Annotated in this window: 19 protein-coding genes and 1 tRNA gene; 8 read left to right on the plus strand and 12 right to left on the minus strand. The window is 58.5% G+C overall.

The features are described from left to right. Positions 1-6: 6 nt before the first annotated feature. Complete coding sequence (locus B9Q17_RS09270) at positions 7-1,191, minus strand: pyridoxal phosphate-dependent aminotransferase (RefSeq protein WP_094625016.1); 1,185 nt, start codon at positions 1,189-1,191, stop codon at positions 7-9. A 192-nt stretch (positions 1,192-1,383) separates the two neighbouring features. Here B9Q17_RS09270 and uvrB point away from each other — a divergent pair, with 192 nt between their 5' ends. After that, entirely contained in the window at positions 1,384-3,441 is a 2,058-nt protein-coding gene (uvrB, locus tag B9Q17_RS09275) for an excinuclease ABC subunit UvrB (RefSeq protein WP_094625017.1), read from the plus strand. On the opposite strand, the gene rimI is transcribed toward uvrB, so the two are convergent. After that, positions 3,442-4,557, minus strand: a complete 1,116-nt coding sequence (rimI, locus tag B9Q17_RS09280) for a ribosomal protein S18-alanine N-acetyltransferase (protein WP_094625018.1) — start codon at positions 4,555-4,557, stop codon at positions 3,442-3,444. Positions 4,558-4,754: 197 nt separating this feature from the next. On the opposite strand from rimI, the gene B9Q17_RS09285 reads away from it, so the two are divergent. After that, positions 4,755-6,254, plus strand: a complete 1,500-nt coding sequence (locus B9Q17_RS09285; RefSeq protein WP_094625135.1) for a RimK family ATP-grasp domain-containing protein — start codon at positions 4,755-4,757, stop codon at positions 6,252-6,254. 24 nt (positions 6,255-6,278) lie between these two features. Here B9Q17_RS09285 and B9Q17_RS09290 read toward each other — a convergent pair whose 3' ends face one another. Next, the gene (locus B9Q17_RS09290) at positions 6,279-7,442 is read right to left on the minus strand and encodes a cation diffusion facilitator family transporter (RefSeq protein ID WP_094625019.1); all 1,164 of its coding nucleotides are present in this window, start codon (positions 7,440-7,442) and stop codon (positions 6,279-6,281) included. A 406-nt stretch (positions 7,443-7,848) separates the two neighbouring features. Between B9Q17_RS09290 and B9Q17_RS09295 the strand changes: the two genes are divergently transcribed. Continuing rightward, positions 7,849-8,877 carry a quinone-dependent dihydroorotate dehydrogenase gene (locus tag B9Q17_RS09295; protein WP_094625020.1) on the plus strand — a complete coding sequence of 343 codons (1,029 nt, stop codon included), beginning with the start codon at positions 7,849-7,851 and terminating at the stop codon, positions 8,875-8,877. 178 nt (positions 8,878-9,055) lie between these two features. On the opposite strand, the gene rmf is transcribed toward B9Q17_RS09295, so the two are convergent. After that, a complete protein-coding gene (rmf, locus tag B9Q17_RS09300; RefSeq protein WP_036219531.1) occupies positions 9,056-9,268 on the minus strand; it encodes a ribosome modulation factor in 213 nt (70 codons plus the stop codon). Between the two features lie 321 nt (positions 9,269-9,589). Between rmf and rlmKL the strand changes: the two genes are divergently transcribed. Then, the gene (gene rlmKL, locus B9Q17_RS09305) at positions 9,590-11,770 is read left to right on the plus strand and encodes a bifunctional 23S rRNA (guanine(2069)-N(7))-methyltransferase RlmK/23S rRNA (guanine(2445)-N(2))-methyltransferase RlmL (protein WP_094625136.1); all 2,181 of its coding nucleotides are present in this window, start codon (positions 9,590-9,592) and stop codon (positions 11,768-11,770) included. A 174-nt stretch (positions 11,771-11,944) separates the two neighbouring features. Here the strand turns inward: rlmKL and B9Q17_RS09310 are convergent, their stop codons facing one another. Next, positions 11,945-12,562 (minus strand): outer membrane beta-barrel protein, encoded by a 618-nt coding sequence (locus B9Q17_RS09310; RefSeq protein ID WP_022989155.1) that lies wholly within the window; start codon positions 12,560-12,562, stop codon positions 11,945-11,947. Positions 12,563-12,666: 104 nt separating this feature from the next. Then, positions 12,667-13,152: a hypothetical protein gene (locus B9Q17_RS09315; RefSeq protein ID WP_058340492.1), complete on the minus strand. Its 486-nt coding sequence runs from the start codon at positions 13,150-13,152 to the stop codon at positions 12,667-12,669. Between the two features lie 115 nt (positions 13,153-13,267). Between B9Q17_RS09315 and B9Q17_RS09320 the strand changes: the two genes are divergently transcribed. After that, entirely contained in the window at positions 13,268-14,557 is a 1,290-nt protein-coding gene (locus B9Q17_RS09320; protein ID WP_094625021.1) for a M18 family aminopeptidase, read from the plus strand. Positions 14,558-14,610: 53 nt separating this feature from the next. Here B9Q17_RS09320 and B9Q17_RS09325 read toward each other — a convergent pair. Continuing rightward, positions 14,611-14,686: transfer RNA gene (locus B9Q17_RS09325), tRNA-Asn, on the minus strand. 73 nt (positions 14,687-14,759) lie between these two features. Here B9Q17_RS09325 and B9Q17_RS09330 point away from each other — a divergent pair. Continuing rightward, the gene (locus B9Q17_RS09330; protein ID WP_341864853.1) at positions 14,760-15,719 is read left to right on the plus strand and encodes a YheT family hydrolase; all 960 of its coding nucleotides are present in this window, start codon (positions 14,760-14,762) and stop codon (positions 15,717-15,719) included. On the opposite strand, the gene B9Q17_RS09335 is transcribed toward B9Q17_RS09330, so the two are convergent. Continuing rightward, on the minus strand, positions 15,716-16,345 hold the full coding sequence (locus B9Q17_RS09335) for an arylesterase (protein WP_094625023.1): 630 nt from the start codon (positions 16,343-16,345) through the stop codon (positions 15,716-15,718). The genes B9Q17_RS09330 and B9Q17_RS09335 overlap by 4 nt on opposite strands. Positions 16,346-16,414: 69 nt before the next feature. Between B9Q17_RS09335 and B9Q17_RS09340 the strand changes: the two genes are divergently transcribed. Both B9Q17_RS09340 and B9Q17_RS09345 read left to right on the plus strand, forming a co-directional pair. After that, complete coding sequence (locus tag B9Q17_RS09340) at positions 16,415-17,134, plus strand: ABC transporter ATP-binding protein (RefSeq protein WP_081697575.1); 720 nt, start codon at positions 16,415-16,417, stop codon at positions 17,132-17,134. Continuing rightward, positions 17,134-19,620: an ABC transporter permease gene (locus B9Q17_RS09345; RefSeq protein WP_094625024.1), complete on the plus strand. Its 2,487-nt coding sequence runs from the start codon at positions 17,134-17,136 to the stop codon at positions 19,618-19,620. The genes B9Q17_RS09340 and B9Q17_RS09345 overlap by 1 nt, the downstream gene beginning before the upstream one ends. Before the next feature lie 18 nt (positions 19,621-19,638). Here B9Q17_RS09345 and B9Q17_RS09350 read toward each other — a convergent pair whose 3' ends face one another. The 4 genes from B9Q17_RS09350 to B9Q17_RS09365 all read right to left on the minus strand — a co-directional run bounded on the left by B9Q17_RS09350 (position 19,639) and on the right by B9Q17_RS09365 (position 23,714). Then, complete coding sequence (locus B9Q17_RS09350; RefSeq protein WP_058340498.1) at positions 19,639-20,418, minus strand: substrate-binding periplasmic protein; 780 nt, start codon at positions 20,416-20,418, stop codon at positions 19,639-19,641. A gap of 124 nt (positions 20,419-20,542) precedes the next feature. Further along, positions 20,543-21,730, minus strand: a complete 1,188-nt coding sequence (locus B9Q17_RS09355; RefSeq protein ID WP_094625026.1) for an iron-containing alcohol dehydrogenase — start codon at positions 21,728-21,730, stop codon at positions 20,543-20,545. Then, entirely contained in the window at positions 21,730-22,275 is a 546-nt protein-coding gene (locus B9Q17_RS09360) for a hypothetical protein (protein ID WP_094625027.1), read from the minus strand. Before B9Q17_RS09360 ends, B9Q17_RS09355 begins: the two co-directional genes overlap by 1 nt. 161 nt (positions 22,276-22,436) lie before the next feature. Then, on the minus strand, positions 22,437-23,714 hold the full coding sequence (locus tag B9Q17_RS09365) for a M48 family metalloprotease (protein WP_058340501.1): 1,278 nt from the start codon (positions 23,712-23,714) through the stop codon (positions 22,437-22,439). Positions 23,715-23,773 lie beyond the last annotated feature (59 nt).

Consider the following 23,773-nt stretch of genomic DNA (forward strand, 5'->3'; position numbering starts at 1 on the left):
AAATTTTTAGCCAAGGGCTTTCTGCAAACGCTCGATGGCTTTTTGCAGGTTATCCATGCTGGTGGCGAAGCTCAAACGCATATGGCCGGGGCTGCCGAAGGCAGAACCCGGAACCAGTGCAACGCCGGCTTCGGTCAGCAGTTTCTCGGCGAATTCTACGTCTGTACTCACGCCTTCAGTGGCGTCGATGGCGCCCTGGAAGCTCGGGAATACATAGAAAGTGCCGTCGCCGTAGGGGCATTCAACGCCCGGCAGTTTGTTCAGGGCGTCTACCAGCCAGTCGTGGCGCTCTTTGAATGCCTTGACCATTTCACCCACGCAAGCCTGGTCGCCATCCAGGGCGGCAGTCGCGGCAGCCTGGGAGATGGAGCAGGGGTTGGAGGTGCTCTGGGACTGGATTTTCTTCATGGCGCCGATGATTTTCGCCGGGCCGGCCGCGTAGCCGATACGCCAGCCAGTCATGGAGTAGGCCTTGGACACGCCGTTCAGTACGAAGGTGCGGTCATACAGTTCCGGGCAGGCGTTCAGGATGTTGCAGAACGGCTTGCCGGTCCACAGGATCGGCTCGTACATGTCGTCTGTGGCGATCATGATGTTCGGGTGCTTTTTCAGCACTTCACCAATGGCCTGCAGCTCTTCCAGGGAGTAGGCCATGCCACTTGGGTTGGACGGGCTGTTGATCACGAACAGGCGGGTGCGCTCGGTAATGGCGTTTTCCAGCTGTTCCGGGGTGATCTTGAAGCGGGTGTCTACGGTGGTTTCGATGATCACCGGCTTGCCTTCCGCTACCAGCACCATGTCCGGGTAAGACACCCAGTAAGGCGCGGGGATGATGGCTTCGTCGCCTTCGTTCAGTGTGGCCAGTGCCAGGTTGAAAAAGCTCTGTTTGCCACCACTGCTTACCAGTATCTGGTTGGCTTCGTAATCCAGGCCGTTGTCCCGTTTGAACTTCGCAATAATCGCTTTCTTCAGGGCCGGCGTACCATCAACGGCGGTGTACTTGGTCTGGCCGTTGTTAATGGCTTCAATGGCTGCCTGTTTGATGTGCTCGGGGGTGTCGAAGTCCGGCTCGCCAGCACCCAGGCCAATGATGTCCTGGCCAGCCGCGCGGAGTTCTGCGGCTTTGTTGGTGACTGCGAGGGTGGGGGAAGGCTTGATCGCCTGTACTCGGCTGGAAAGTTGAAGGTCCAAACTTGAGCTCCTTAAAGCTGCGTCTTATGGGCTGCGATCGGCCGGGCAACTGTGGAGCCAAAGGTGCGGGCTGTTTTTCTACCCAGCCGTCGATCGCACAGATGGTATCATGAAGCAGCCAGAACACTAAATTTCTTGTAGGGGTTGTGCCGTATTGCGGCCAGCGCCAAACCCGGAGGTTAACCGCCCGTTATGGCCAGTAAAGTATCCAGTGTCGCCCGTGAAGGAGTGTTCCGTGTCGACTCTCCCTATCAGCCTGCCGGCGACCAGCCCAAGGCGATTGCCGGGCTGGTGGACGGCATTCATTCAGGGCTGGCGCACCAGACCCTGCTGGGGGTAACCGGTTCCGGTAAAACCTTCACCATTGCCAATGTGGTGCAGGAAGTTCAGCGGCCCACCATCATCATGGCTCACAACAAGACCCTGGCAGCGCAGCTATACGGCGAGTTCAAGGAGTTTTTTCCGGATAACGCGGTGGAGTATTTCGTGTCTTACTACGATTACTACCAGCCGGAAGCCTATGTGCCGTCTTCCGACACCTTTATCGAGAAAGACGCCTCCATCAACGAACACATCGAGCAGATGCGCTTGTCTGCCACCAAGGCGCTGCTGGAGCGGCCGGATGCCATTATCGTGGCCACGGTGTCTTCCATCTATGGTTTGGGTGATCCCGAATCCTACCTGAAGATGATGCTGCACCTTGATCGCGGCGATCAGATTGATCAGCGCTCGATCCTGCGCCGGCTGGCCGAGCTACAGTACACCCGTAACGATATCGAGTTCCACCGCGCCAATTACCGGGTGCGCGGCGACGTGATCGATGTGTTCCCGGCGGAATCCGAGCGCGAAGCCATTCGCATTGAGTTGTTCGACGACGAGGTGGAAAACCTCAGCTACTTCGATCCGCTCACCGGGGAAGTGCTGCGCCGGGTGCCCCGGGTGACCATTTACCCGAAATCCCACTACGTGACGCCCCGGCAAAAGGTGCTGGATGCGGTAGAGAATATCCGTGCCGAGCTGGAAGTACGGCTGCAGCAATTGCGGGACAACCACCGGCTGGTGGAAGCCCAGCGGCTGGAGGAGCGTACCCGCTACGACATGGAAATGATGATGGAGCTGGGCTACTGCAACGGCATCGAGAACTACTCCCGCTATCTGTCGGGCCGCGCCCCGGGCGAGCCGCCTCCTACCTTGTTTGATTACCTGCCACCCAATGCGTTGCTGGTGGTGGACGAGTCCCACGTGACCATTCCGCAAATAGGCGCCATGTACAAGGGCGACCGCTCCCGGAAGGAAACCCTGGTGGAATACGGCTTCCGGCTGCCGTCGGCACTGGATAACCGGCCCATGCGGTTTGAGGAATGGGAGCGGATTGCACCGCAGATGATCTTTGTGTCTGCCACCCCCGGCAACTACGAGGCGGAACACGCCGGCCAGGTGGTGGAGCAGGTGGTGCGGCCTACGGGCCTGCTGGACCCGGAAATCGAGGTGCGCCCGGCGTCTACACAGGTGGACGATTTGCTGTCTGAAATTCACAAGCGGGTGGCGGTGCAGGAGCGGGTACTGGTGACCACCCTGACCAAGCGCATGGCGGAAGACCTGACCGACTTCCTGATGGAACACGACATCAAGGTCCGGTACCTGCATTCGGACATCGATACCGTGGAGCGGGTGGAGATCATCCGTGACCTGCGCCGGGGCGAGTTTGATGTGCTGGTGGGCATTAACCTGTTGCGGGAAGGCCTGGATATGCCGGAGGTGTCACTGGTAACCATTCTGGATGCAGACAAAGAAGGTTTCCTGCGCAGCGAGCGCTCCCTGATTCAGACCATCGGCCGGGCAGCCCGTAACCTGAACGGCAAGGCGATTCTGTACGGCGACCGGATAACCGGTTCCATGCAGCGGGCCATTGATGAAACCGAACGCCGTCGCGCCAAGCAGTTAGCTCATAACGAAGAACACGGCATTACCCCCAAGGGGCTGAACAAGAAGATTGCCGATGTGATGGAAGGCGCCACCGGTGGTGGTCGTGGCCGGCGCAAGGCGGAGTGCCCGGGCCAGAAGGCGGCGGAAGAAGCGGAAAGTTACCTGGTGAAGGCGGGCAAACGTTCGCCGGAAGACCTGCTCAAGGAAGTGGCGCGCCTGGAAGATGATATGTACAAGGCCGCCGCGGACCTGGATTTCGAAACGGCCGCGCGCCTGCGGGACCAGATTTCCGAACTGAAGGAAGCGGCTATTCGCACCGGCTGATCAGGGCCGTTTCGGCCCGACGATAACCGCAGCCTGCAAAGGCTGGTTGCGGCCGTAGCTGGACATCTTGCCGAACACCCGCTTGTCGATGGGCAGGTATTGCTTGTCGGCCACGGTTTCGCCTTCTTCGGTATCGATTTCCGGGTCGTGCAGGTATACGAAGTCTTCGTCGATGGCGCACACCGTTACCCAGTGCGGCACCCGGCTGCGGTTGAGTTGCCAGGTGCTGATCAGGATCACCGGAATACGGCCTTGGTGCAGGGCTGCTTCCATGGCATCCAGCGTCAGTGGGTCGTGGTGCAGCTGGATATCGGTCTGGCCAATATCATGCAGGAAACCTTCGTGCACCAGTTCCAGTACCCGTTTCTTGTCATCGTTGCGGACGGTGTCCTTGAACAGGGCGCCTTCCTGGCTGATCCACGCACTGGCCTCGAAGCCCCGGTGCCAGGCAGACAACGCCAGGCCATGGGGGCCGCAACCGCCGTGGCCGGCGAGCATGAAAATGGTGGTGGCTTCGCGCCAGATTTTCAGCTCTTCCAGCGTACTGACTGGCTGCTGCTCATCCAGGGCGGCCATGGCCATGATCAGTGCCGAAGGCCCGCAGGTAAACTCCGTCGTCTGGGGGTAGTAGGGCACCGGCAGGAATTCCCGGGACGGCTCGTAATACAGAATGCGCCGTTCGAACCGCAGGGCGTTGCCGTGGTCTTCGTAGTAATCCCGATAGGTGCCGAACTGGCGATAGCCCAGCCGCTTGTAAAGAATGATGGCGCCCGTATTGTCTTCCCGGACTTCCAGGCGCATCAGAATCCGGTCTGCTTCTACCGCTTCTTTCTCTGCCTCACGAACCAGCTTCTCGCCCACGCCCCGGCCACGAACCGAGGGTGATACCGCAATGGAATAGATGCGGGCCAGGCGGGTGGCCGCATTCATCAGCACCAGGCAGTAGCCCACCAGTTCAGATTCCTGCCGGGCGACTATCAACCGGTCTCTGGGCATGTCCAGGAAACGCTTGAAACTGCGGCGGGATATCCGGTCTTCAGAGAAGCACCGCTGTTCCAGTTGAACCAATGCATCAAGGTCTTTAGCGACGGCTTGTCGGAGAATTACATCGGTCATGTTTCTGGGTGTCCCGGGTGTATCAGGCGGAAATGGCGGGCGCCGTTCCTGCAGCTATTATGGTAGAGAGCGCCGTGTTCCGATAGCCGGCCGTGATGCGTAAAAGCACGCATCGAAAGCCGATTGTGAAGTACTGTGCGCCGGCGTATTGTTGCGCGAAATAACCCCGGCTGAACCTTCAGGGAGGAATGCCGCTGATGTCCCGCTTGTTGATTGTTGTGGACCGTGCCAAAGACTGGGCGCCTTACTACCCCAGCGAAGATGTGCTCACTTTTGACCAGTACTTGCAGTTTACCGCGCCGGCTAACAGCCGGGTGCGGGTGATCAACCTGTGCCAGAGTGGCAAGTACCTGAGCCGGGGATACTACTGCTCCTTGCTGGCCGAAGCCCGCGGCCATCATGTGGTGCCGTCGGTGATGACGCTGAATGACCTCAGCCGCAAGGGCCTTTTTTCCCTGGAGCTGGAGGAACTCGACAGCAGTGTTATCCAGTGGCTGGAAAAAGAGGCCAGGGAAATTGACCCGTCTACCGATGCCCGGGAAGCGACCCATGAGGTGCGGATTCGAACGTATTTTGGCCAGGCCGAGCACCCGGACCTGAAGCCGGTGGCCCGCGCCCTGTTCGAGCGTTTTCCCTGTCCGATTCTTGAAGTAGTGTTCCGGCACCGGAAACAGTGGCAGATCGAGTCCATGAAGCCGGCGTCTCCGTCGGACCTGGGCGAGCCTGAACAGGATGTCTTTGCCGCTGCACTGGATCGATTCAGCAGCATGGTCTGGCGCAAACCCCGCACCCGCCGGCGTTACCGGTTCGACCTGGCCATGCTGGTGAACCCGGATGAGGAAATGCCGCCGAGTGATGAGGCTGCCCTGAAACGCTTCGAGAAGGCAGGGCGCAAGCTGGGTATCAATGTGGAGCGGATTACCCGGCGGGACTATATGCGGTTGCCGGAATACGACGGCCTGTTTATTCGGGAAACCACTGCCATTGACCATCACACCTACCGGTTCGCCCGCAAGGCAGAAGCCGAGGGCATGGTGGTGATTGATGACCCGGTTTCCATTCTGCGCTGTACCAACAAGGTGTTCCTGGCGGACCTGTTGAAGAACAACAAGGTGCCCACGCCAAAGACCCTGATCCTGTCGAAAGACCAGAAAAACGCGGTTGAGCAGGTGGCGCAGGAACTGGGCTTTCCGGTGGTGATCAAGATACCGGACGGTGCTTTCTCGCGGGGTGTGGCCAAGGCCCGGGATGAGAAGGAGCTACGGGCGGGTCTGAAAGAGTTGTTCAAACAATCGGCCTTGGTGCTGGCCCAGGAGTACTTCTATACCGATTACGACTGGCGTATTGGTGTGCTGGGCGGCCGGGCGATTTACGCGTGCAAATACATGATGGTGAAAGGCCACTGGCAGATTTACCAGCATGGTGGCGCGTCGGTGGAGAGTGGCGGCTTTGAAACCATGCCCACCTACGAGGTGCCGCGCAACGTGATTCAGGCGGCGCTGAACTCCACGCGCCTGATCGGTAACGGCCTGTACGGTGTAGACATCAAACAGGCCGGTAACCGGGTTGCGGTGATTGAAGTGAACGACAACCCGAGCATCGATTCCGGCGTCGAGGACAAGTTCCTGGGCGGTGAACTGTATACCCTGATCATGCAGGAGTTTTTGTCCCGCATGGAGGAAAACCGCCGCCGCTGATCCCGGTTAAGCGAGGCTGCCGGGTCAGGTGGCCGCCACCCAGACCCGGACGCTGCCAAACCAGGGGTAATCGGCAAGAACCTGGCGGACGGTTTCGTTGGTCAGTTCCGGGGCGGGGTGATCCTCGTCCAGGAACAGTTCCAGGTGCACCCGGTTTTTCAGGTAATGAAGGCGGAGCTTGCTGTGGTGGGGCAGCTCGCCCAGGGCGTTCTGAAGGTATTCCCGCACCTGCTCGCGGGAGGGAAGGTCCGGCTCGGCGGGGTGGGGGTACTTCTCGTCGTTCTCGGCATCGATGTGGAAATTGATATCGAGGATGTTGCCAAGGGCCTCCCGCATGGCGGCAACCACCTTCATGCCAATCTGATGGCCTTCCGACACGCTGATTTCCGGGCGTACCACCAGGTGAACGTCCAGCAGGATATCGTGGCCCATCCGGCGGCTGCGCAGTTCGTGAACATTGCGAACGCCATCGGTCTCCATGGCAATGTTCATAAGCATGCGGGTATCTTCTTCAGAGAGACCGGTATCGACCAGTTCCTTCACGCTGTCCCAGGTGAACTTCCAGCCAATGTGGATAATGATGCCGGCAATAACCACCGCGGCGACGACGTCCAGCCACACAAACCCAAGCATTGCGCCGATGGTGGATACCAGCACCACAACTGATGAGAACGCATCGGTGCGACTGTGCCAGGCATTGGCAATCAGCAGGTCAGAACGGATGCGGATACCAACGTGGCGGGTGTAGCGGTAAATCCACTCCTTGCTGCCAACGGAAATAGCCGCCGCGACCAGAACCGGCCAGCCGGGAACTGCCAGGTCTTCGCCGGACAACAGGCGCAGAATGTTCTCCCAGGCTAGGGCTGCACCTACGGCAATCAGGATGCTGCCCAGAAGCAGGGTGCCCAGCGTTTCGATGCGCTGGTGGCCGTAGGGGTGGTCGGCATCCGGGCCTTTCCGGGATAACCGCATGACTGCCAGCACCACCCAGTCAGAGACTACGTCGGTAAAGGAATGGATGCCGTCGACGACCAGGGCCTGGGAATGGAAAAGAGTACCGCCAATGACTTTTATGACACCGAGAAAGGCGTCAAGAAACATCCCGATCAGGGTAACCCGGGAGGCAGCATGCTTTTCCTTTTCCAGGTCGGGCTGTGCGCGGTGATGTGCTGGGGAAGGCTGTTCCATTATCCGTGGCTCCGGGGATTTCTGACAGTGGCCAGTATAGCGTGAACAAGCGCTTGACAGGGCGGGATTAATCAAGAAAGACGGATCGATTTATGCACATGATGACAAATCGGTTAACCGTTAGCATTTTGCTCCAACTTTCGTCAAATCTTATTTTTAGCAATGTAAGACATTGAAAAATAACAACAAAAAGACTGGTTAAAAAATGATCAATTTGTAGGCTGGCGCAGTTATCAAGGGGTAGAAACGTTTGCCCCGATGTTTTCAACAGGGTTATCCACAGATTCCGTGGAAAAGCCGCGCGAGCCCTTTGAACATGGGGCTTAAGGATACATTTACCGGTTCAGGAGGATGGTGTGGAAAACTTCCGGTATACTCCGGCCACCCTCTGGCAAGGAGTTTTCTGATGTACGGCGTTGTTCGAAACCTGCTTTTCCGGCTGCCCCCGGAAACCGCTCACAATGTGACACTTAATAGCCTGGATGTAGCCCATAAACTGGGTATGTTGAATGTATTTTCAAAGCATCCTGCACCTTGTCCGGTCAATGTCATGGGGCTGGAATTTCCGAACCCGGTCGGGCTGGCCGCAGGCCTCGACAAAAATGCCGACCATCTTGATGCCCTGGGTGCGCTGGGCTTCGGTTTTATTGAAGTGGGCACGGTTACGCCCCTGGCCCAGCCGGGTAATCCTCAACCCCGTATGTTCCGTTTGCCGGAACACCAGGCCATCATCAACCGCATGGGTTTTAATAACGAAGGGCTGGAGCACCTGGTTCACAATGTTCAGCACCGTCGTTACCGGGGTGTATTAGGCATTAATGTGGGCAAGAACAAAGACACCCCCAACGAAGACTCCGAGCTGGATTACCGCAAGGGGATTGCGGCGGTCTATGGACACGCCGACTACATTACGGTGAATGTGTCTTCGCCGAATACGCCGGGCCTGCGGGACCTTCAATTTGGTGACTCCCTCAAGCAGTTGCTGCATGCCATCAAAGACGAGCAGACCAGGTGCCACCAGGCCCTGGGCCGCTATGTGCCCGTTGCTGTCAAAATTGCGCCGGATATGGACGATGACGGTATTCGTTTTGTGGCTAGCGCGCTGCTCGAGGCGGGCCTGGATGGCGTGATTGCCACCAATACCACGATCAGCCGTGAGGCAGTGCGCGGCCACCGGCACGAACAGGAAGCGGGTGGTTTGAGCGGTGCCCCGGTGCGCGAGGCCTCCCTGAGGGTGATTCAGGGGTTGTATGCCGAGCTGGGTGAGCGTTTGCCCATTATCGGCGTGGGCGGCATTACCGATGGCGAGAGCGCAGCAGAGAAAATCCGGGCAGGGGCGAAACTGGTACAGATCTACACAGGCTTCATCTATAAAGGCCCTGCGCTGATTAACGAAGCGGTAGAAGCGATCAGAAAAGAACAGCAAAAACGGTGAGGCCAGAAAGAAGGTGGGCCCGCTGAGCGGGCCCTTGCGGGGAACTAACCCCGTAGCGCTTCTTCGCATGGTACGGGGCGGGAGGCCCCGTTTTGGTTGCTCTGGTTACTGCTTTAATTGTTGTGTTGGTGTGTGAAAAAAACAGATCAGGGTTAAACGGGGTCTGCCAACACCGCAGTTACGTGGCGGTTACGTTGGCAAGCTTGTGGATGCCGGATACGCCGGTCATGCCCTCCCAGTTATCTGTGCGGCCTTCGCGCCACCCGTTCAGCCATTCCTGACGTACTTCTGGCTGATCAATGGGGCAGCTGTCTTTGGATTTGCCGGACACGCCAGCGAGATAACCCCGCTTGAATGCACGAGCGTACATGTCTCTCTTCTGTCTTTTCATGCCGTTCCTCACTGATGGATTAACAGAACAAGCGTGTACACATCTGCAGTGACCATGGCATGGGTACCCATCCGGGATATCCCCCTATTGCCAGCTCGGGCCAGAGCAGTCAGGATCCTGTTAACGGAAGCACTTTCTACTGGCTTCCGGAACGACGCGTCATGTACAAGGTAAGACGAACCTTGAGCGGAAGTACACTACTTATTTCATCTATGTGAACCTTTTCTTATAGGTTTATTGCATATCGATGACAGCCCGAAATCGGGATTTGCTGCCAATCCGGCGGCTTACCGGCTTCATCAGGAAAACCAGGAGTTGATTTTGTCCAAACATGTATTTTTCGTAACCTGCCCGAAGGGCGTTGAGTATCTCCTGGCTGATGAACTGGAAAGTTTTGGTCTGGCACAGGTGCGTAATGCGCCGGCGGGAGTCTGGGTAGAGGGCACGCTGGAGTCGGGCTACCGTGCCTGCCTGTGGTCGCGCCTGGCCAACCGGGTAATGCTGCACATCGCCGAGGTAGACGCCCGCAGTGCCGAGGAACTTTACGAAGGCGTGGTGTCGCTGGACTGGCAGGCCCATATCCCTGCGTCTGGCAGTTTCCGCGTGACCTTCCTGGGCCAGAACGAAGAGATCCGTAACACCCAGTTTGGTGCCCAGAAAGTTAAAGACGGTATCGTTGACAGCATCCGCGGTGCCGGCATGCCACGGCCGTCCGTCGCCCCGAAAGACCCGGACGTGACCATTTCAGCTCGCCTGAACCGGGGCCGGTTGGCGGTGGGGCTCGACCTCAGTGGCCACAGCCTGCACATGCGGGGCTATCGCACGGAGAAAGGCCTGGCACCCCTGAAGGAAAACCTGGCGGCCGCCTTGCTGATGCGTTCCGGCTGGCCGGACATTGCCGCTGCCGGCGGTGACTTCGTTGATCCCATGTGTGGCTCCGGAACGCTGCTGATCGAAGCCGCATTGATGGCCCTGGATATCGCTCCGGGCCGCCGGGTCGAGCGTTTCGGTTTCGAAAAATGGCCTGGCCATCAGCCGGAACTCTGGCTTGGACTGCGCCAGGAAGCGGAGCGCCGCGCCCACGAAGGCAAACAGAAACGGATACCGGCCTTTGCCGGTTTCGACCAGGACAGCCGTGTTATCGACACCGCCCGTAACAACATCCGCCGGGCTGGCCTGGATAACCTTGTGCAGGTTGAGGTTCGGCCGGTTACCGGATTTGAACGGCAGGAAAGCTGGGCCGAACAGGGCCTGGTGCTGACCAACCCTCCTTACGGTGAACGCCTGAGCGAGCGCAAAGAACTGGCCGGCCTTTACCAGGCTCTTGGCGAGGTGGTGCTGCGTGAGCTTCCGGGCTGGCGCCTGGCGGTGTTTACCGGTGCTCCGGAGTTCGGAAAGTCCATCGGCCTGCGCAGCTTCAAGCAATACAAACTCTTCAACGGCAAACTGCCGGCACAACTGCTGTTGTTCGAAATCCAGCCCGAAAATGCCCGCACCCCCCGGGACCCTGCAGCGCCCGGCCAGGTGATGCCCCGGATCGCTAATCCCGAGCGGGCAGACATGCTGCGCAACCGGCTGAAGAAAAACCTGAAAACCATCGGCCAGTGGGCCCGGAAACAGAACATTGGCTGCTATCGCCTGTACGATGCGGACATGCCGGAGTACGCCCTGGCTATCGATATCTACGAGGGCAGGGTGCATGTACAGGAATACCTGGCTCCGAAATCTATAGACGAAAAAGCCGCCAGGGAACGCCTCGCCGAAGCCATGGCGGTCATCCCGGAAGTGCTGGAAGTTGCGTCGGAAAACCTGGTCTGTAAACAACGCCAGCGCCAGACCGGCACCAAGCAGTATGAAAAACAGGCCGCAACCGGTGAATACTTCAACGTGCACGAACACGGCTGCACCCTGAAAGTAAACCTGAAAGATTACCTGGACACCGGCCTGTTCCTGGATCACCGACCGGTGCGCTACTGGATACAGCAGCATTCCCGGGGCAAACGCTTCCTGAACCTGTTCTGCTACACCGGCGCAGCCACCGTTCACGCAGCCGTTGGCGGCGCCAGCCGGTCCCTGAGCCTGGATATGTCCAAAACCTACGTCAGCTGGGCGCAGGACAACCTGGCCCTGAATCGGACAGACTCCCGCAAGCACGTAGTGGAACAGGCCGACTGCCTGGCCTGGCTGGCCGACCGCAAAACCGCCAACCAGACCTTCGACCTGATCTTCATGGACCCGCCCACCTTCTCGAACTCCGCCAGAATGGCCGGCGTTCTCGACATCCAGCGGGATCACGGCGCCATGGTTCGGCAGTGTATGGAGCGGTTATCCAGTGATGGCGTACTGATCTTCTCCAACAACTTCCGGAAATTTAAGCTTGATGAAGATCTGGAGCAGGAGTTCGAGGTTAAAGAGGTAACGGCGAGCACTCTGGACAAGGATTTCCAGCGGAATCAGAAGATTCACCGCTGCTGGCATATCCAACATAAACTTACTGATTAAACGTCAGTTTAATAGCGGCCTGCATGTAAGTTATGTGTTAAGAGGGTCGGATAGCCTTTCCTGGAATTTCGGAGGCCATGGATGGCCGGAGAGAAGCGCACAAGGATGTGCTCGTAGCGTTTCCAGGAAAGGCTATCCGGCCCTCTTAACATGCACCGAAAAAAGCCAGCAAACTCAGAACTCGAAACGAATACCAGAAGAAAACTGGAAAGCATTGGCACTGGTATCGGTATCTTTGAACAGCTTGCCACCTTCCAGCACCAGGTACGTGCTATCCAGCAGTTCGAAATCGATACCGGCAAGCCAGCTGAAGCTGAAACTGCTTGAAGGGTAATCTCCCACGTAATCCCGGAACTGCCCGTTGGCATCGGCGTCCGGGTTGTCCAGCGTTGCCTCGCCGCTCACGTGGGTGAAGCCTGCCTGCGCATAGACGTTACCGAGCTCACCAATCGGGTAATGCAGCCCCATGTACCAGCTGCCAAAATAGTCGATCGCCAGGCTCAGGTCACCTCGGGAGATCTCGGCATCCTTGTAGCCACCGCCCAGGCGGATTTCAGCGTGGATCAGATCATTCAGGTGGCCACCGATCACCAGCGTACCCGCCTGGCCCCAGCCGTCTTCCTTGGAAATGCCGATGGAGCGATGTTCCAGTGCCGTGGCCAGTAATCCGATGTAGTGTTTGTCCGAGCGGGGAGTTTCTGACGCGGCACCTTCCTGGGCGCATACAACCGGCGGGAATAAAACCGCGGTAACGAGGCTGGCGCAAAGCAGGGGGGATGTGATTTTTTTCATTATGGTCCGGCGTCCTGTCGTCATGGATACTGACGCCAGATTCTGCCTTGTGTAACCCGTTGTTACGCAGACGCCGGTCACACTTCCCCGCCTGAAGGCCGGTTTTACAGGTCGTCCAGCAGGCCTTCTTCCTGGGCCAGCAGGAGCAGGGCATAGACGCCGTTTTCCGGGAGCTGTGGTTCAAGGCCTTCATCGAACAACAGCTGGCGCCGGCGGTCTTCGATGGCTTCGCTGTCCAGTCCGGAGATCAGTTCGGAAACAGGGGCGACTTCAAAGGGGGCATCCTGGCTCACGGCACTGAAAATCAGGTCAACCAGGAGTTCATCCGGGTCTATGCCGTCTACGTAAACTGTCTGGTCCGGCAGGTCCTGGTGCAGCTCTTGTACCAGCTCCAGTAGCGGCACGCCCTGTTCTTCCAGGTACAGCAGATCGATGTCCCCCAGATCCCCGTCTTCCGGAAGCCAGGACTCTTCCGGCGTGATCACCACGGTTTTCATCTGGCCATCTGCAAGTGACCAGGCAATGGCAACGGGAAACAGGGCGTCTTCGGTCTGGCAGTATTCGATGTCCAGAAAGCGGGGTATCGACACAGGCGACTCCGGTAAATATTGTTGGGTGAGTATAGTCACTGACGGCGCACGCTGTAGGAGCATTGCCGGCTTCGTGCCATACTGTAGCGGCCATTATCATGCAATCAGGAAGATCATGGAACACACTGAATTTAATAATGACTTGATTGAATTTCTGAACGCCTCACCCACGCCCTGGCATGCCGTGAATAACATGAAAACCCGCCTCGATGCCGCAGGTTTTCAGCAGCTGGATGAACGTGAAGAGTGGGCGCTGGAGCAGGGCAAAGGCTACTACGCCATTCGCAACGGCTCATCCATTATTGCCTTCCGTACCGGAAAGAATGACGTGGTCAGCTCCGGTGTACGTATGGTCGGTGCCCACACCGACAGCCCCTGCCTGAAGGTAAAGCCGACACCGGAAATCCGCCGAAAAGGTTTCTTCCAGCTTGGGGTAGAAGTCTATGGCGGCGTGTTGCTGAACCCCTGGTTTGACCGGGACCTGTCCCTGGCAGGCCGGGTAACCGTGCTGGATGAGTCCGGCAAGGTGCAGGACACCCTGGTGAACTTCCGCAAGCCTGTGGCCATTATCCCCAGCCTGGCCATTCACCTGGACAGGGAAGCCAACAGCAATCGTTCGATCAATGCCCAGACCGACCTGCCACCGGTCGTCATGCAGGTGCCAGAGACGGATACCACGGCTTTTACCGACCTGTTGCGGGAGCAGATTGCCAGTGAATCCGGCCTGAAAGCCCGCAAGGTGCTGGGTTATGAGCTGAGCTTCTATGACGCCCAGGGCGCTTCCTACGTTGGCCTGCGGGAAGAGTTCCTGGCCTCTGCGCGGCTGGACAACCTTCTGAGCTGTTACATCGGCCTGCAGGCGTTGCTGGATACGTCCGGAGACCAGGCGGCCTTGCTGGTATGCAACGACCACGAAGAAGTGGGCAGCATGTCGGCCGAAGGCGCTCAGGGGCCATTCCTCGGTTCCGTGCTGGAGCGCTGGTGTGGTGCAGGCAAGGGCAGGGCCATCGCCCGTTCCATGATGATCTCGGCCGATAACGCCCACGGCGTGCATCCTAACTTTATGGACAAGCACGATGAGAACCATGGTCCGATCCTGAACCAGGGCCCGGTGATCAAGGTTAACCACAGCCAGCGTTACGCCACCAACAGCCGCTCAGCTGCGTTGTATCGTCACATCAGTGACGAACTCGGCCTGCCGCACCAGACCTTTGTGGTGCGCAGTGACATGGGCTGTGGCAGCACCATCGGCCCGCTGACTGCCGGCAATCTGGGGGTAACGACCCTGGATATCGGTGTGCCGCAATTTGCCATGCATTCCATTCGGGAACTCATTGGTACCCAGGACGGTTACACCCTGTACCAGGTGTTGAAGGAATTCATGCAGCGGGAAGAAGTATTCTGAGGCAGAAAGTAAAAAGCCGCTGATTGAAACAATCAGCGGCTTTTCGGAATAAGTGGCTCCCCGACCTGGGCTCGAACCAGGGACAAACGGATTAACAGTCCGTTGCTCTACCAACTGAGCTATCGGGGAACATCATCAACGTGGCGCGCATATTAAGCGCTTTGATCAGGTTCGTCAACCCTCTGAAATGAAAGGTCAAAATTTGCACAGAAGTGCCAAAAACCGCTATCGCCCACCGGTCTGGCTGCGTAACGGACACGTGCAGTCCATCTGGCCCACGCTGTTCCGCAAGGTGCAGATGCCGGAGCCACAAACCGAAGTGATCAGCACCCCGGATGACGACCAGCTCCACCTGGACTGGTACCGCCAACACAGCAACCGCCTGGCCATTATTTCCCACGGACTGGAAGGCCACAGCCGGCGCCCCTATGTGCTGGGCCTGGCTCGGGCGCTGATGGCGGCCGGCTGGGATGTGCTGGCCTGGAACTTCCGCTCCTGCGGAGGCGTGATGAACCGTCAGCCGCGGTTTTACCACAGTGGTGCTACGGAAGACCTGGAAATCGTGATCAACCACGCCCTGGGCAAAAGCTACCAGAACCTGTTCCTGAGTGGTTTCAGTATGGGCGGCAACCTGACGCTCCTGTATCTGGGCCAGCAGGGTGAACAGGTAGACAGCCGCATCAGTGGTGCGGTGGTCTATTCAGTACCGGCAGATCTCGCCGGCAGCGCCGACATGCTCGCCTTGCCCAGTCGCAAGATCTACATGCAGCGATTTTTGAACGATCTGCATGGGAAAATGCAGGAAAAATCGGAATTATTCCCTGATCTGATCGATGTGAGTGGTTTCAGGGATATCCGTAACTTCCATGAATTCGATAACCGCTACACCGCCCCCCTGCATGGTTTCAAAGATGCGCAGGACTACTGGGAGAATTGCTCGGCCCTGTTCCGGCTGAAAGATATCCGTGTACCTTCGCTGATGATCAACGCCGCAGACGACCCTTTCCTGTCTCCGGCCTGTTTCCCGGATTCAAAGAAAGTGCTGGGTTCCTATGTGAAGCTGGAAGTGCCCAAGTGGGGAGGGCACGTGGGCTTTGTGGAGCATGCGAAGGACGGTTACTACTGGTCAGAGCGACGGGCGTTAATGTTTGTTGGAAGTTAATCCACAACCAGGGGTTCCAGCCGCGGCCAGATATTGTCCAGCAGCAAAGGCTGGGCCTCCTCGGTAGGGTGAATGCCATCGCCCTGCATTAATCCGTCCTGGTCGTAGATTCCGTCAAGGAAAAACGGAACCAAAGGGACCCCGTAGCGGTCAGACAAGGTCGGGAACAGATCGGCAAACATCCGGGTATAGCGCTGGCCGTAGTTTGGCGGAATCTGCATTCCCACCAACAAAGGAACCGCGCCGGAATCCTGTGCCAGCTCAATCATCCCGGCCAGGTTGGATTCGATCACGTTTGGCGGAAACCCCCGGAGGCCATCGTTACCACCCAGTTCGATCACTACGATATCCGGATCATTCTTCTCCAGCAGCCCCGGCAGGCGACGAAGGCCGCCGTCTGTGGTTTCGCCGCTGATGCTGGCATTCACGACCTGCCAGTCCAGCCCTTGTCCGGACAGCCTTTCCCTGAGCAGCTCTACCCACGCGGTTTCAGAGGGTACGCCGTAGGCGGCACTGATGCTGTCGCCGACCACCAGCAGGGTGTTCTGGCTGGCCAGAACCGGCAGCGACACCATGGCAAACGCTGCGATGACCAATGATCTGACGAACGTGGATATCGTATGCATAGTAAAGTCGTATACCCTTAAACAATTCATGAACATCCAGAACCAGACAACGGAGCAACCGTGAACCAGATGACGGATCTCAGTAAAACCGATACCAGCCCGATGCTGCGCGTAACAGACTTGACCCACAAGGTCAGCCTGGAAGCTGATACGTTGACGATCTTGCAGGGGGTCAATCTGGAAATCAATCGGGGAGAGTCCGTAGCCATTGTTGGCCGCTCCGGTTCCGGCAAAACCACGTTACTTGGATTGCTGGCGGGCCTGGATACCCCCAGCGAAGGCAAGGTCGAACTGGACGGCTCTGAAATCAGCCGTCTGAGCGAGGACGAACGCGCCATGCTGCGGGCCCGGCGGGTGGGCTTCGTGTTCCAGTCGTTCCAGCTGTTGCCGGCCCTGAGTGCCCTGGAAAATGTCATGCTGCCGCTGGAGCTTGCCGGCATCGAAGCGCCGGAGAAACGGGCCCGGGAACTGCTGGAACGGGTTGGCCTGGGTGAGCGGCTGAGCCACACGCCCCGGCAGCTCTCCGGCGGCGAGCAGCAGCGGGTGGCGATTGCCCGGGCATTTGCTTCCGACCCGGTGATCCTGTTTGCCGATGAACCGACCGGTAACCTCGACAACCGCACCGGCCAGGCAGTGTCCGACCTGCTGATGGACCTTAACCGGGAGCAGGGCACCACACTGGTGATGGTCACCCACGATGACCGCCTGGCGGCCCGCTGTGGCCGGCAACTGCATATTGAAGCGGGCGTGCTCACCGAGCCCGAGTTGGTGGAAGAGGTGTCTGGCTGATGGCAGCATCACAGAAGCTCATGTCCGTAAGCCGGGACTGGCGCGAACGAGACGTTCGGGTGGTCCTGGTTGCCCTGATTATCGCCGTGGCCACGGTGGCTACCATCGCCCTGTTTGCAAGCCAGTTGCAGCGCACTCTGGTCTCCTCGGCCAGCTCCTTCCTGGCGGCTGATCGCCAGCTGGAAGCCGAAAATGGCCGGCCGGTACCGGCAGGCTGGATTGAGGAAGCGCGTGATCGCGGTATCGAAACCGGCCAGATGATCGAATTTTCCACCATGGTGTTCGGTGAAAGCGGTTTTCAGCTGGTGTCGGTAAAGGCGGTCAGCGATGAATATCCGCTGCGCGGTGACATTGAAGTGCAATCCCGTGCCGAGGGTACTCGCTCAATTGTGGGGTCTGGCCCTGCCAAAGGCGAGATCTGGATCAACCCGCGCCTGCTGCGCTTGCTGGAGCTGGACGTTGGCGACACGCTGGAAGTCGGCAACCTGAAACTTGAGATTTCAAACCTGCTGTTACGTGAGCCCGATGGCGGTTTCCGGCTTTCATCGCTGGCGCCCCGGGTGATGATGCACGTAGACGATGTTCCGGCTACCGGAGTGCTTCAGGAAGGCAGTCGGGTGGAATACATCTATCTGTTTGCCGGTGCCGAAAACCTGTTAAACGATTACTACCAGTGGCTGGAGCCGCAACTGGAGCCGAGCCATGAATGGGAAGGCGTGAGGGATGGCGAAACCTTCTCCCGCTCCCTTGAGCGGGCCGAACGCTTCTTGCTGCTTGGCGGCAGCCTGGCGGTTCTGCTGGCAGCGGTGGCGGTTGCCGTGGCCAGTCGCCAGTACGCATTGTCGCAACGGGACACGGTGGCACTGCTGAAAACGCTGGGGCTTACCGGTAAGGGCATCGGCCGATTGTACCTTCGCCGTCTGGCCCTGTGGGGCGTGGCGGGCATTATTGGTGGGCTGGTGCTGGCGCTGCCGCTGTTCTGGCTGCTGGCCAGGATGCTTGGCAGTGTGCTGGAGCGCCCGGTTGATATTTATCTCGACCCCGCCGCCCTGGCGCCGGCGCTGCTGACCGCGCTGGTATCCTTGTTCGCCTTCGCGTACCCGCCGGTTCGCCGCCTGCGCAATGTGCCGGCTATGCGGGTGCTGCGCTCCCAGCCCGGGGAAACCGGCCGGGAAGCCGTTCCGGACCTGATCATCGCCGTGCTGGCCATCTTCGGGCTGGTGTGGATGTATGCCGGCGAACTGGCCCTGGTGGCATCGTTGCTGGGCGGGCTGGTGTTATTGCTGGCAGTGCTGGGGCTGGTGGGCTGGTTGATGGTCTCGGTGCTGCGCAAAGTGCGAGGTGGTGGCAACGCTTGGCGCCTGGCCCTTGTTGGCCTTTACCGGCACCGGCAGGCCAGCATGGCGCAAATGGCGGTATTTGCCATGACCCTGATGCTGGCGGCGACATTGGTGCTGGTCCGTTCGTCCCTGCTGGACGACTGGCAGGCCCAGCTTCCGGACGATGCTCCCAATCACTTCCTGATAAACATAGCGCCGGACACGGTAGATGAGGTTGATGCCTATTGGGCGCAGAAGGGATCGCCCCTGGACACCGTCTATCCCATGGTCCGTGGCCGTTTGACCGAACTGAACGACCAGCCTGTGAAAGAAGCGGTCAGTAAGGATGAGCGAATTAACGCGCTTAACCGGGAGCTGAACCTGACCTGGATGGAAGACCTGCCCGATGACAATCGCGTTGTGGAAGGGGAGTGGTTTGCAGCGGGCGTAACCGAGGGGGTCTCGGTGGAAGCCGAGCTGGCGGAGAGGCTGGGGCTGGAACTTGGCGACCGGCTGACCTTTACCATAGGCTCTGAACAGGTCACCGAACCGGTCGTCAGTATCCGTACCGTGCAGTGGGACAGCATGAAGCCGAACTTCTACATTGCCTTTCCCCCGGACGGTGGCCTGACCGACATGCCGGCTACCTGGATTACCAGTTTCCATCTGGGGGCAAGCAACAAGGTGGCCCTGAACGAGTTTTCGCGCCGTTTTCCCACCGTGTCGGTGCTGGAGATCGACCACATTATCGAGCGCATCCAGGATATCGTCCGCCAGGTCACTCAGGCCATTGAAGCGATTCTGGCGCTGATTCTTGCGGCGGCACTGGTTGTGATGGCGGCGGTCGTCAGCGCGACCTTGCGGGATCGTCAGCGTGAAGGTGCCCTGTTGCGGACGCTGGGCGGCCAACAATCTCTGCTGGTGCGCAGTACCATGCTCGAGTTTGCCTTGCTTGGGTTCGTTGCCGGGATATTGGGCGTGCTGGCGGCGGAAGCGGCGGTTTATGCCTTGCAGGTGAGAATGTTTGAGGGCAGTTTTCAGTGGCATTGGGAAGTGATGCTGCCAGTGCCATTGATCAGCGCGTTGCTGCTGGCCCTGTTTGGCCGCTGGCAGTTGCGGCCGGTACTCAGCGTGTCACCCATGCTGTTGCTGCGCCGGCTCGAGTGAGCCGGCAATGACGGCGTTTTAGCGGTAATTGGCGAGAATGGCGTCCAGTTCGCCATTCTCGCGAATCAGTTCCAGTTCCCGGTTGAAGGATTCGGCGAAGTCCGTCCAGTCAGGCCTCAACATCAGCCGGAACCCATACTGGCTGATGGCTTTGTCCGAGCTTCTGAACTCATCCGCCATGCCCTCATTTCTCAGTATCCACTTGCCCACCAGGCGATCTGCCAGTGCGGTATCGAATCGGTCGCCGTGTTGCAGGAAACGGAACATGTCACGGTCGCGGGAAACGTCAAAGCGTCGGATACGCTGGTCTTCGAAATAGGGGGCCAGTGTCGGGTAGAGATAACCCAGGTGAGTCACCACGGTTTTCCCGAAAAGGTCACTGGGATGTTCGAAATCCAGGTCTGAAACTTCAGGAAAGAAAAACACTTCTTCCACATTCACAACAGGATCCGTGAACAGAAACTTTTCCGGTTCTTCGGTCCATTCGATGGCTCTGGGCGTGCCATCGATGTACCCGTCTTCCAGCATCTGGTCTACCCGTTTACGGGGTATCTTTCGCGGCTCGACCTGGTAGCCGAGTCGCGGAACAATCAGTTCCACCACATCCCACATGATACCGGCAGGCTCTGAGTCCTGGACGATCAGGTACGGGGGGTAGCCGTTAGGGGATACATTGAAGTGGAAAACCCCCGGGCCGGTTTCTCCGCTATAGGCTGCCATGGAAAAGCAGCCTGCGGTTATCAGCCCGGAGAGTGTCCGGAAACCAATGCTCTTGAGGTGTCGGACCAGTTTAGTCATCGCAAGAAACTCTGGTGGAAGCGGCCTATGCTTTGAAAATGCACTTATCCGGCCAACTCCCTGCCAGTGCGCTTGCCAAATATTACCGTTTTATCCGTTTGTTTCAATGATTTTGAGTCCGTGTTCAGGCCCAGGCCCGGCGGAGAACGCTCAATGCGTCCTCGAGGGTCACCTCTCTGGGGTTGAACATGATGGAGCCGTCGTCCAGTGCCTGACGGGCAATCGCCTCCAGTTGGGTTTCCAGTACCTTGCCGGTTTCCTTCAGGGTACGGGGCAACTCACAGCGCTTGTGCAGGGCATCACGAAGCTTGCGGATGGCGGAGATGCTGGCTTCGGCACGGCGGGAAGCCGGAGTGGCAGAATAGACCTCCGGGCCTTCCAGATACAGCAGCAATTCGCCCAGAGACTCACGGATGCTTTCAAGGTTGAACTCCAGCACGTACGGCAGGTACAAGCTCATGCACAGGCCGTGAGGCAGATGGCAGATGGCACCGGTGGCGTGCCCCAGGGAGTGCACCAGCCCTACCATGGAGTTGGAGAAGGCGATACCGGCCATGGTTGAGGCCTGAGCCAGCTCTAACCGGCCGTCCTGGTCTTTTGGGTTGTCCATCACCGCCAGCAGGGACTGGCTGATTTTCTTGATGGCGGCGGTGGCGTAGGCATCGCTTAACGGATTCTTGGCCATGCAAGTGAAGGCTTCAACGGCATGGGTAAGGGCGTCCATGCCGGTGGCGGCGGTAATGTGCGGCGGCAGCGTCAGGGTCATGCGCGGGTCTATAATCGCGGCATTCGGCAGCAGGAAGCTGGAGGTGAACGGCAGCTTGACGCCTTTCTTTTCGTCGGTAATGACCGCCACCGAGGTAACCTCGGAGCCCGTGCCGGCAGTTGTGGGTACTACGAAAAAGGGCTTGAGCGGATGTTTGAGCACGCCCGCGCCGGTGTACCTGGCAATGTCATCGCCACCCTCGGACACCAGGATGTTGACGGCCTTTCCGGTATCGATGGCGGATCCGCCACCGACGGCAATGATGGAGTCGCATTTTTCCTTGCGATAAACAGCGGCAATGTCCCGTACCACGGTCGTGGAGGAATCCGGCGGCACATCGTCATAGATAGAGACAATCTCCAGCCCGCTCTCTTCACAGGCTGCAATCACCGGATCCAGCAGGCCGGCGGCCCGCACACCCTTGTCGGTAATAATCATTGGCCGTTTGGCAGCAAGTCCGGTCAGTTCGTACGGAATATGCTCCAGGGCGGCTTTACCGGCAATCACTTTTACCGGGCAGAAGAACTCGTAGTATTTGTTAGTCATTATGCTCTCACTGTCTCGACAAATTGGGTGGCAACTTTCAGGTAGATGCGGGCTGAGCTCATGAGCTTCTCCGGCAGGTGGATGTCTGCGGGGTATTCCTTGACGGCCCGCTGTGCCACCAGTTTCGGAAGGATGAACGACTCAAGGCGGTTCAGCACCCGGGTCATACGCACGGCGTAGCTGACATCGCCATCTACCAGCATGCGGTCGTTGGCGAAGGCAACGGAGGTTTTCTCCTGGAACGACAACACCAGGAACGCGTGGGCCATGTGTTTGAACTGGATAGACAGGTCCACGGGGCGCGGGGCGGTGTCACCGTGAAAGTGTAATTTGCCGTCGCCGGTGTGTTCCACAATCAGTTTCGGTCCGTTGGGCATAACCTGCATCTCGAACAGAAAACCTTCGGGCAGGGCGCGGACTTCTTCGCGGGTGGGTTCGTCTACGTCACTGATCGCCTGCAGTGCCCGGCCCATTACCTGGAACATCAGTTCCACATAATTACGCCTGGCCTGAAACATCATCGGTTGGAGTCGCTTGAGGAGCATGTTCGCAATCCGGTTGTTGTTGGTTTCAGTAATTTTTAGAGTTATTGCTCTAGAAGTCAATGCATTCAGTGACACGAACTCCGCGTCAGGCTGGCAAATTGACCGGGCACAAAAAAACCGGAGGCTTGTGGCCTCCGGTTCCCGGGCTTGGGGCGTTGCCGTCAGTTGGTCATGGCGGCGAGTTTACGCCTGGCTTCCTCGCCCACATCTCCACCGGCTTCGGCAGCGGCTGCATAGTATTGCACCGCCTCATCTCTCCGCCCTTGCTGCCGGGAAATATCGCCCAGCCGCAGGTAAGCGATAGAGGTGGGCACCACCTGGTTCGCCCGTTCAAGGTGTTCGCGGGCTTTGGTGAGGTTGTTCAGTTGCAGCTCGTTCAGGCCGTTGTAAAGCTGGTACTCGAACATTTCCGGATACAGCGAGACGGCTTTGTCGAAGTCGGCACGGGCTTTCTCAGCCTGGTCCTGTGCCTTGTAGATGCGGCCACGCAGGGCATAGAACATGGCTTCACGGGGTTCTGCCTTAATGGCCTGGTTTACCGAAGCCAGGGCTGCCTCGTAATCCCCCTCGGACGCCAGTTTCATGGCTTTGTCGTGGGCATCGTAGGCGGGTTGGAGTTGTTTGATTTTGGCAATCCGGCGTTGGTACACGTCCCGGCCCCGGTAGCCGCCCCCACCGAGTTCCTGCACCAGTTGCTGGTTCGCCTCCACCCGACGGGCGGAGGGCGGGTGGCTGGCAAACAGCCCGCTCAGCCAGTTGCTCTCCCGGCCGTCGGAGAGTTGGAGGAAAATTTCCTGGAGTTCCACGGCGGCCTGGGGATCATAGCCTGCGGCTTTCATGTATTCGATGCCATAGGCATCCGATTCCAGTTCGTCGCCCTGGCTGTACCGTGCCAGCGCCAGCTGTGCGCCAACGGCGGCGCCTCCCATAATCAGGCTTGCCCACTCGTTGTCAGAGACCGCAATGCCGATCCCCGCCATGCCTGCACTGATCAGCATGCCTTGCTGCATGCGCTGAACGCTGTGGCGGGCCGCAGCGTGAACAATTTCATGGCCCAGTACCGAGGCCAGCTGGGCTTCGTCTTCAAGCTTCACCAACAGCCCCCGGTTGATGGCAATCTTGCCCCCCGGCAGGGCCCAGGCGTTGGGTACACTGTTGTTCAGCACCACGAAATCGTAGGGGAGGTCCGGACGATCACTGACCTGCGCCATCTTCATGCCGACTTCCCGAACGTACACCGTCAGCTCAGGGTCAATGTAGAACTGCCCGCCCTGGGTTTGTTGGGTAGGGCTGTACTGTTCTGCGCCCAGAGCGAGTTCTTCGCTTTCCGAGATCAGGGACAGCTGCTTCTTACCGGTCACCGGATTCACGGCGCAGCCCGCCAGGGCAAACAGCAAAGAAAGAACGACACACAAACGGGCGAGAGATCCGGAAATCACGTTTTACTCCTTGATTGGTCAGTAACCAACGTCCTGTTAAGAGGCCGGCCATTCATGAT

It is taken from the genome of Marinobacter vinifirmus, from assembly GCF_002258215.1.
GTDB classification, from domain to species: domain Bacteria; phylum Pseudomonadota; class Gammaproteobacteria; order Pseudomonadales; family Oleiphilaceae; genus Marinobacter; species Marinobacter vinifirmus.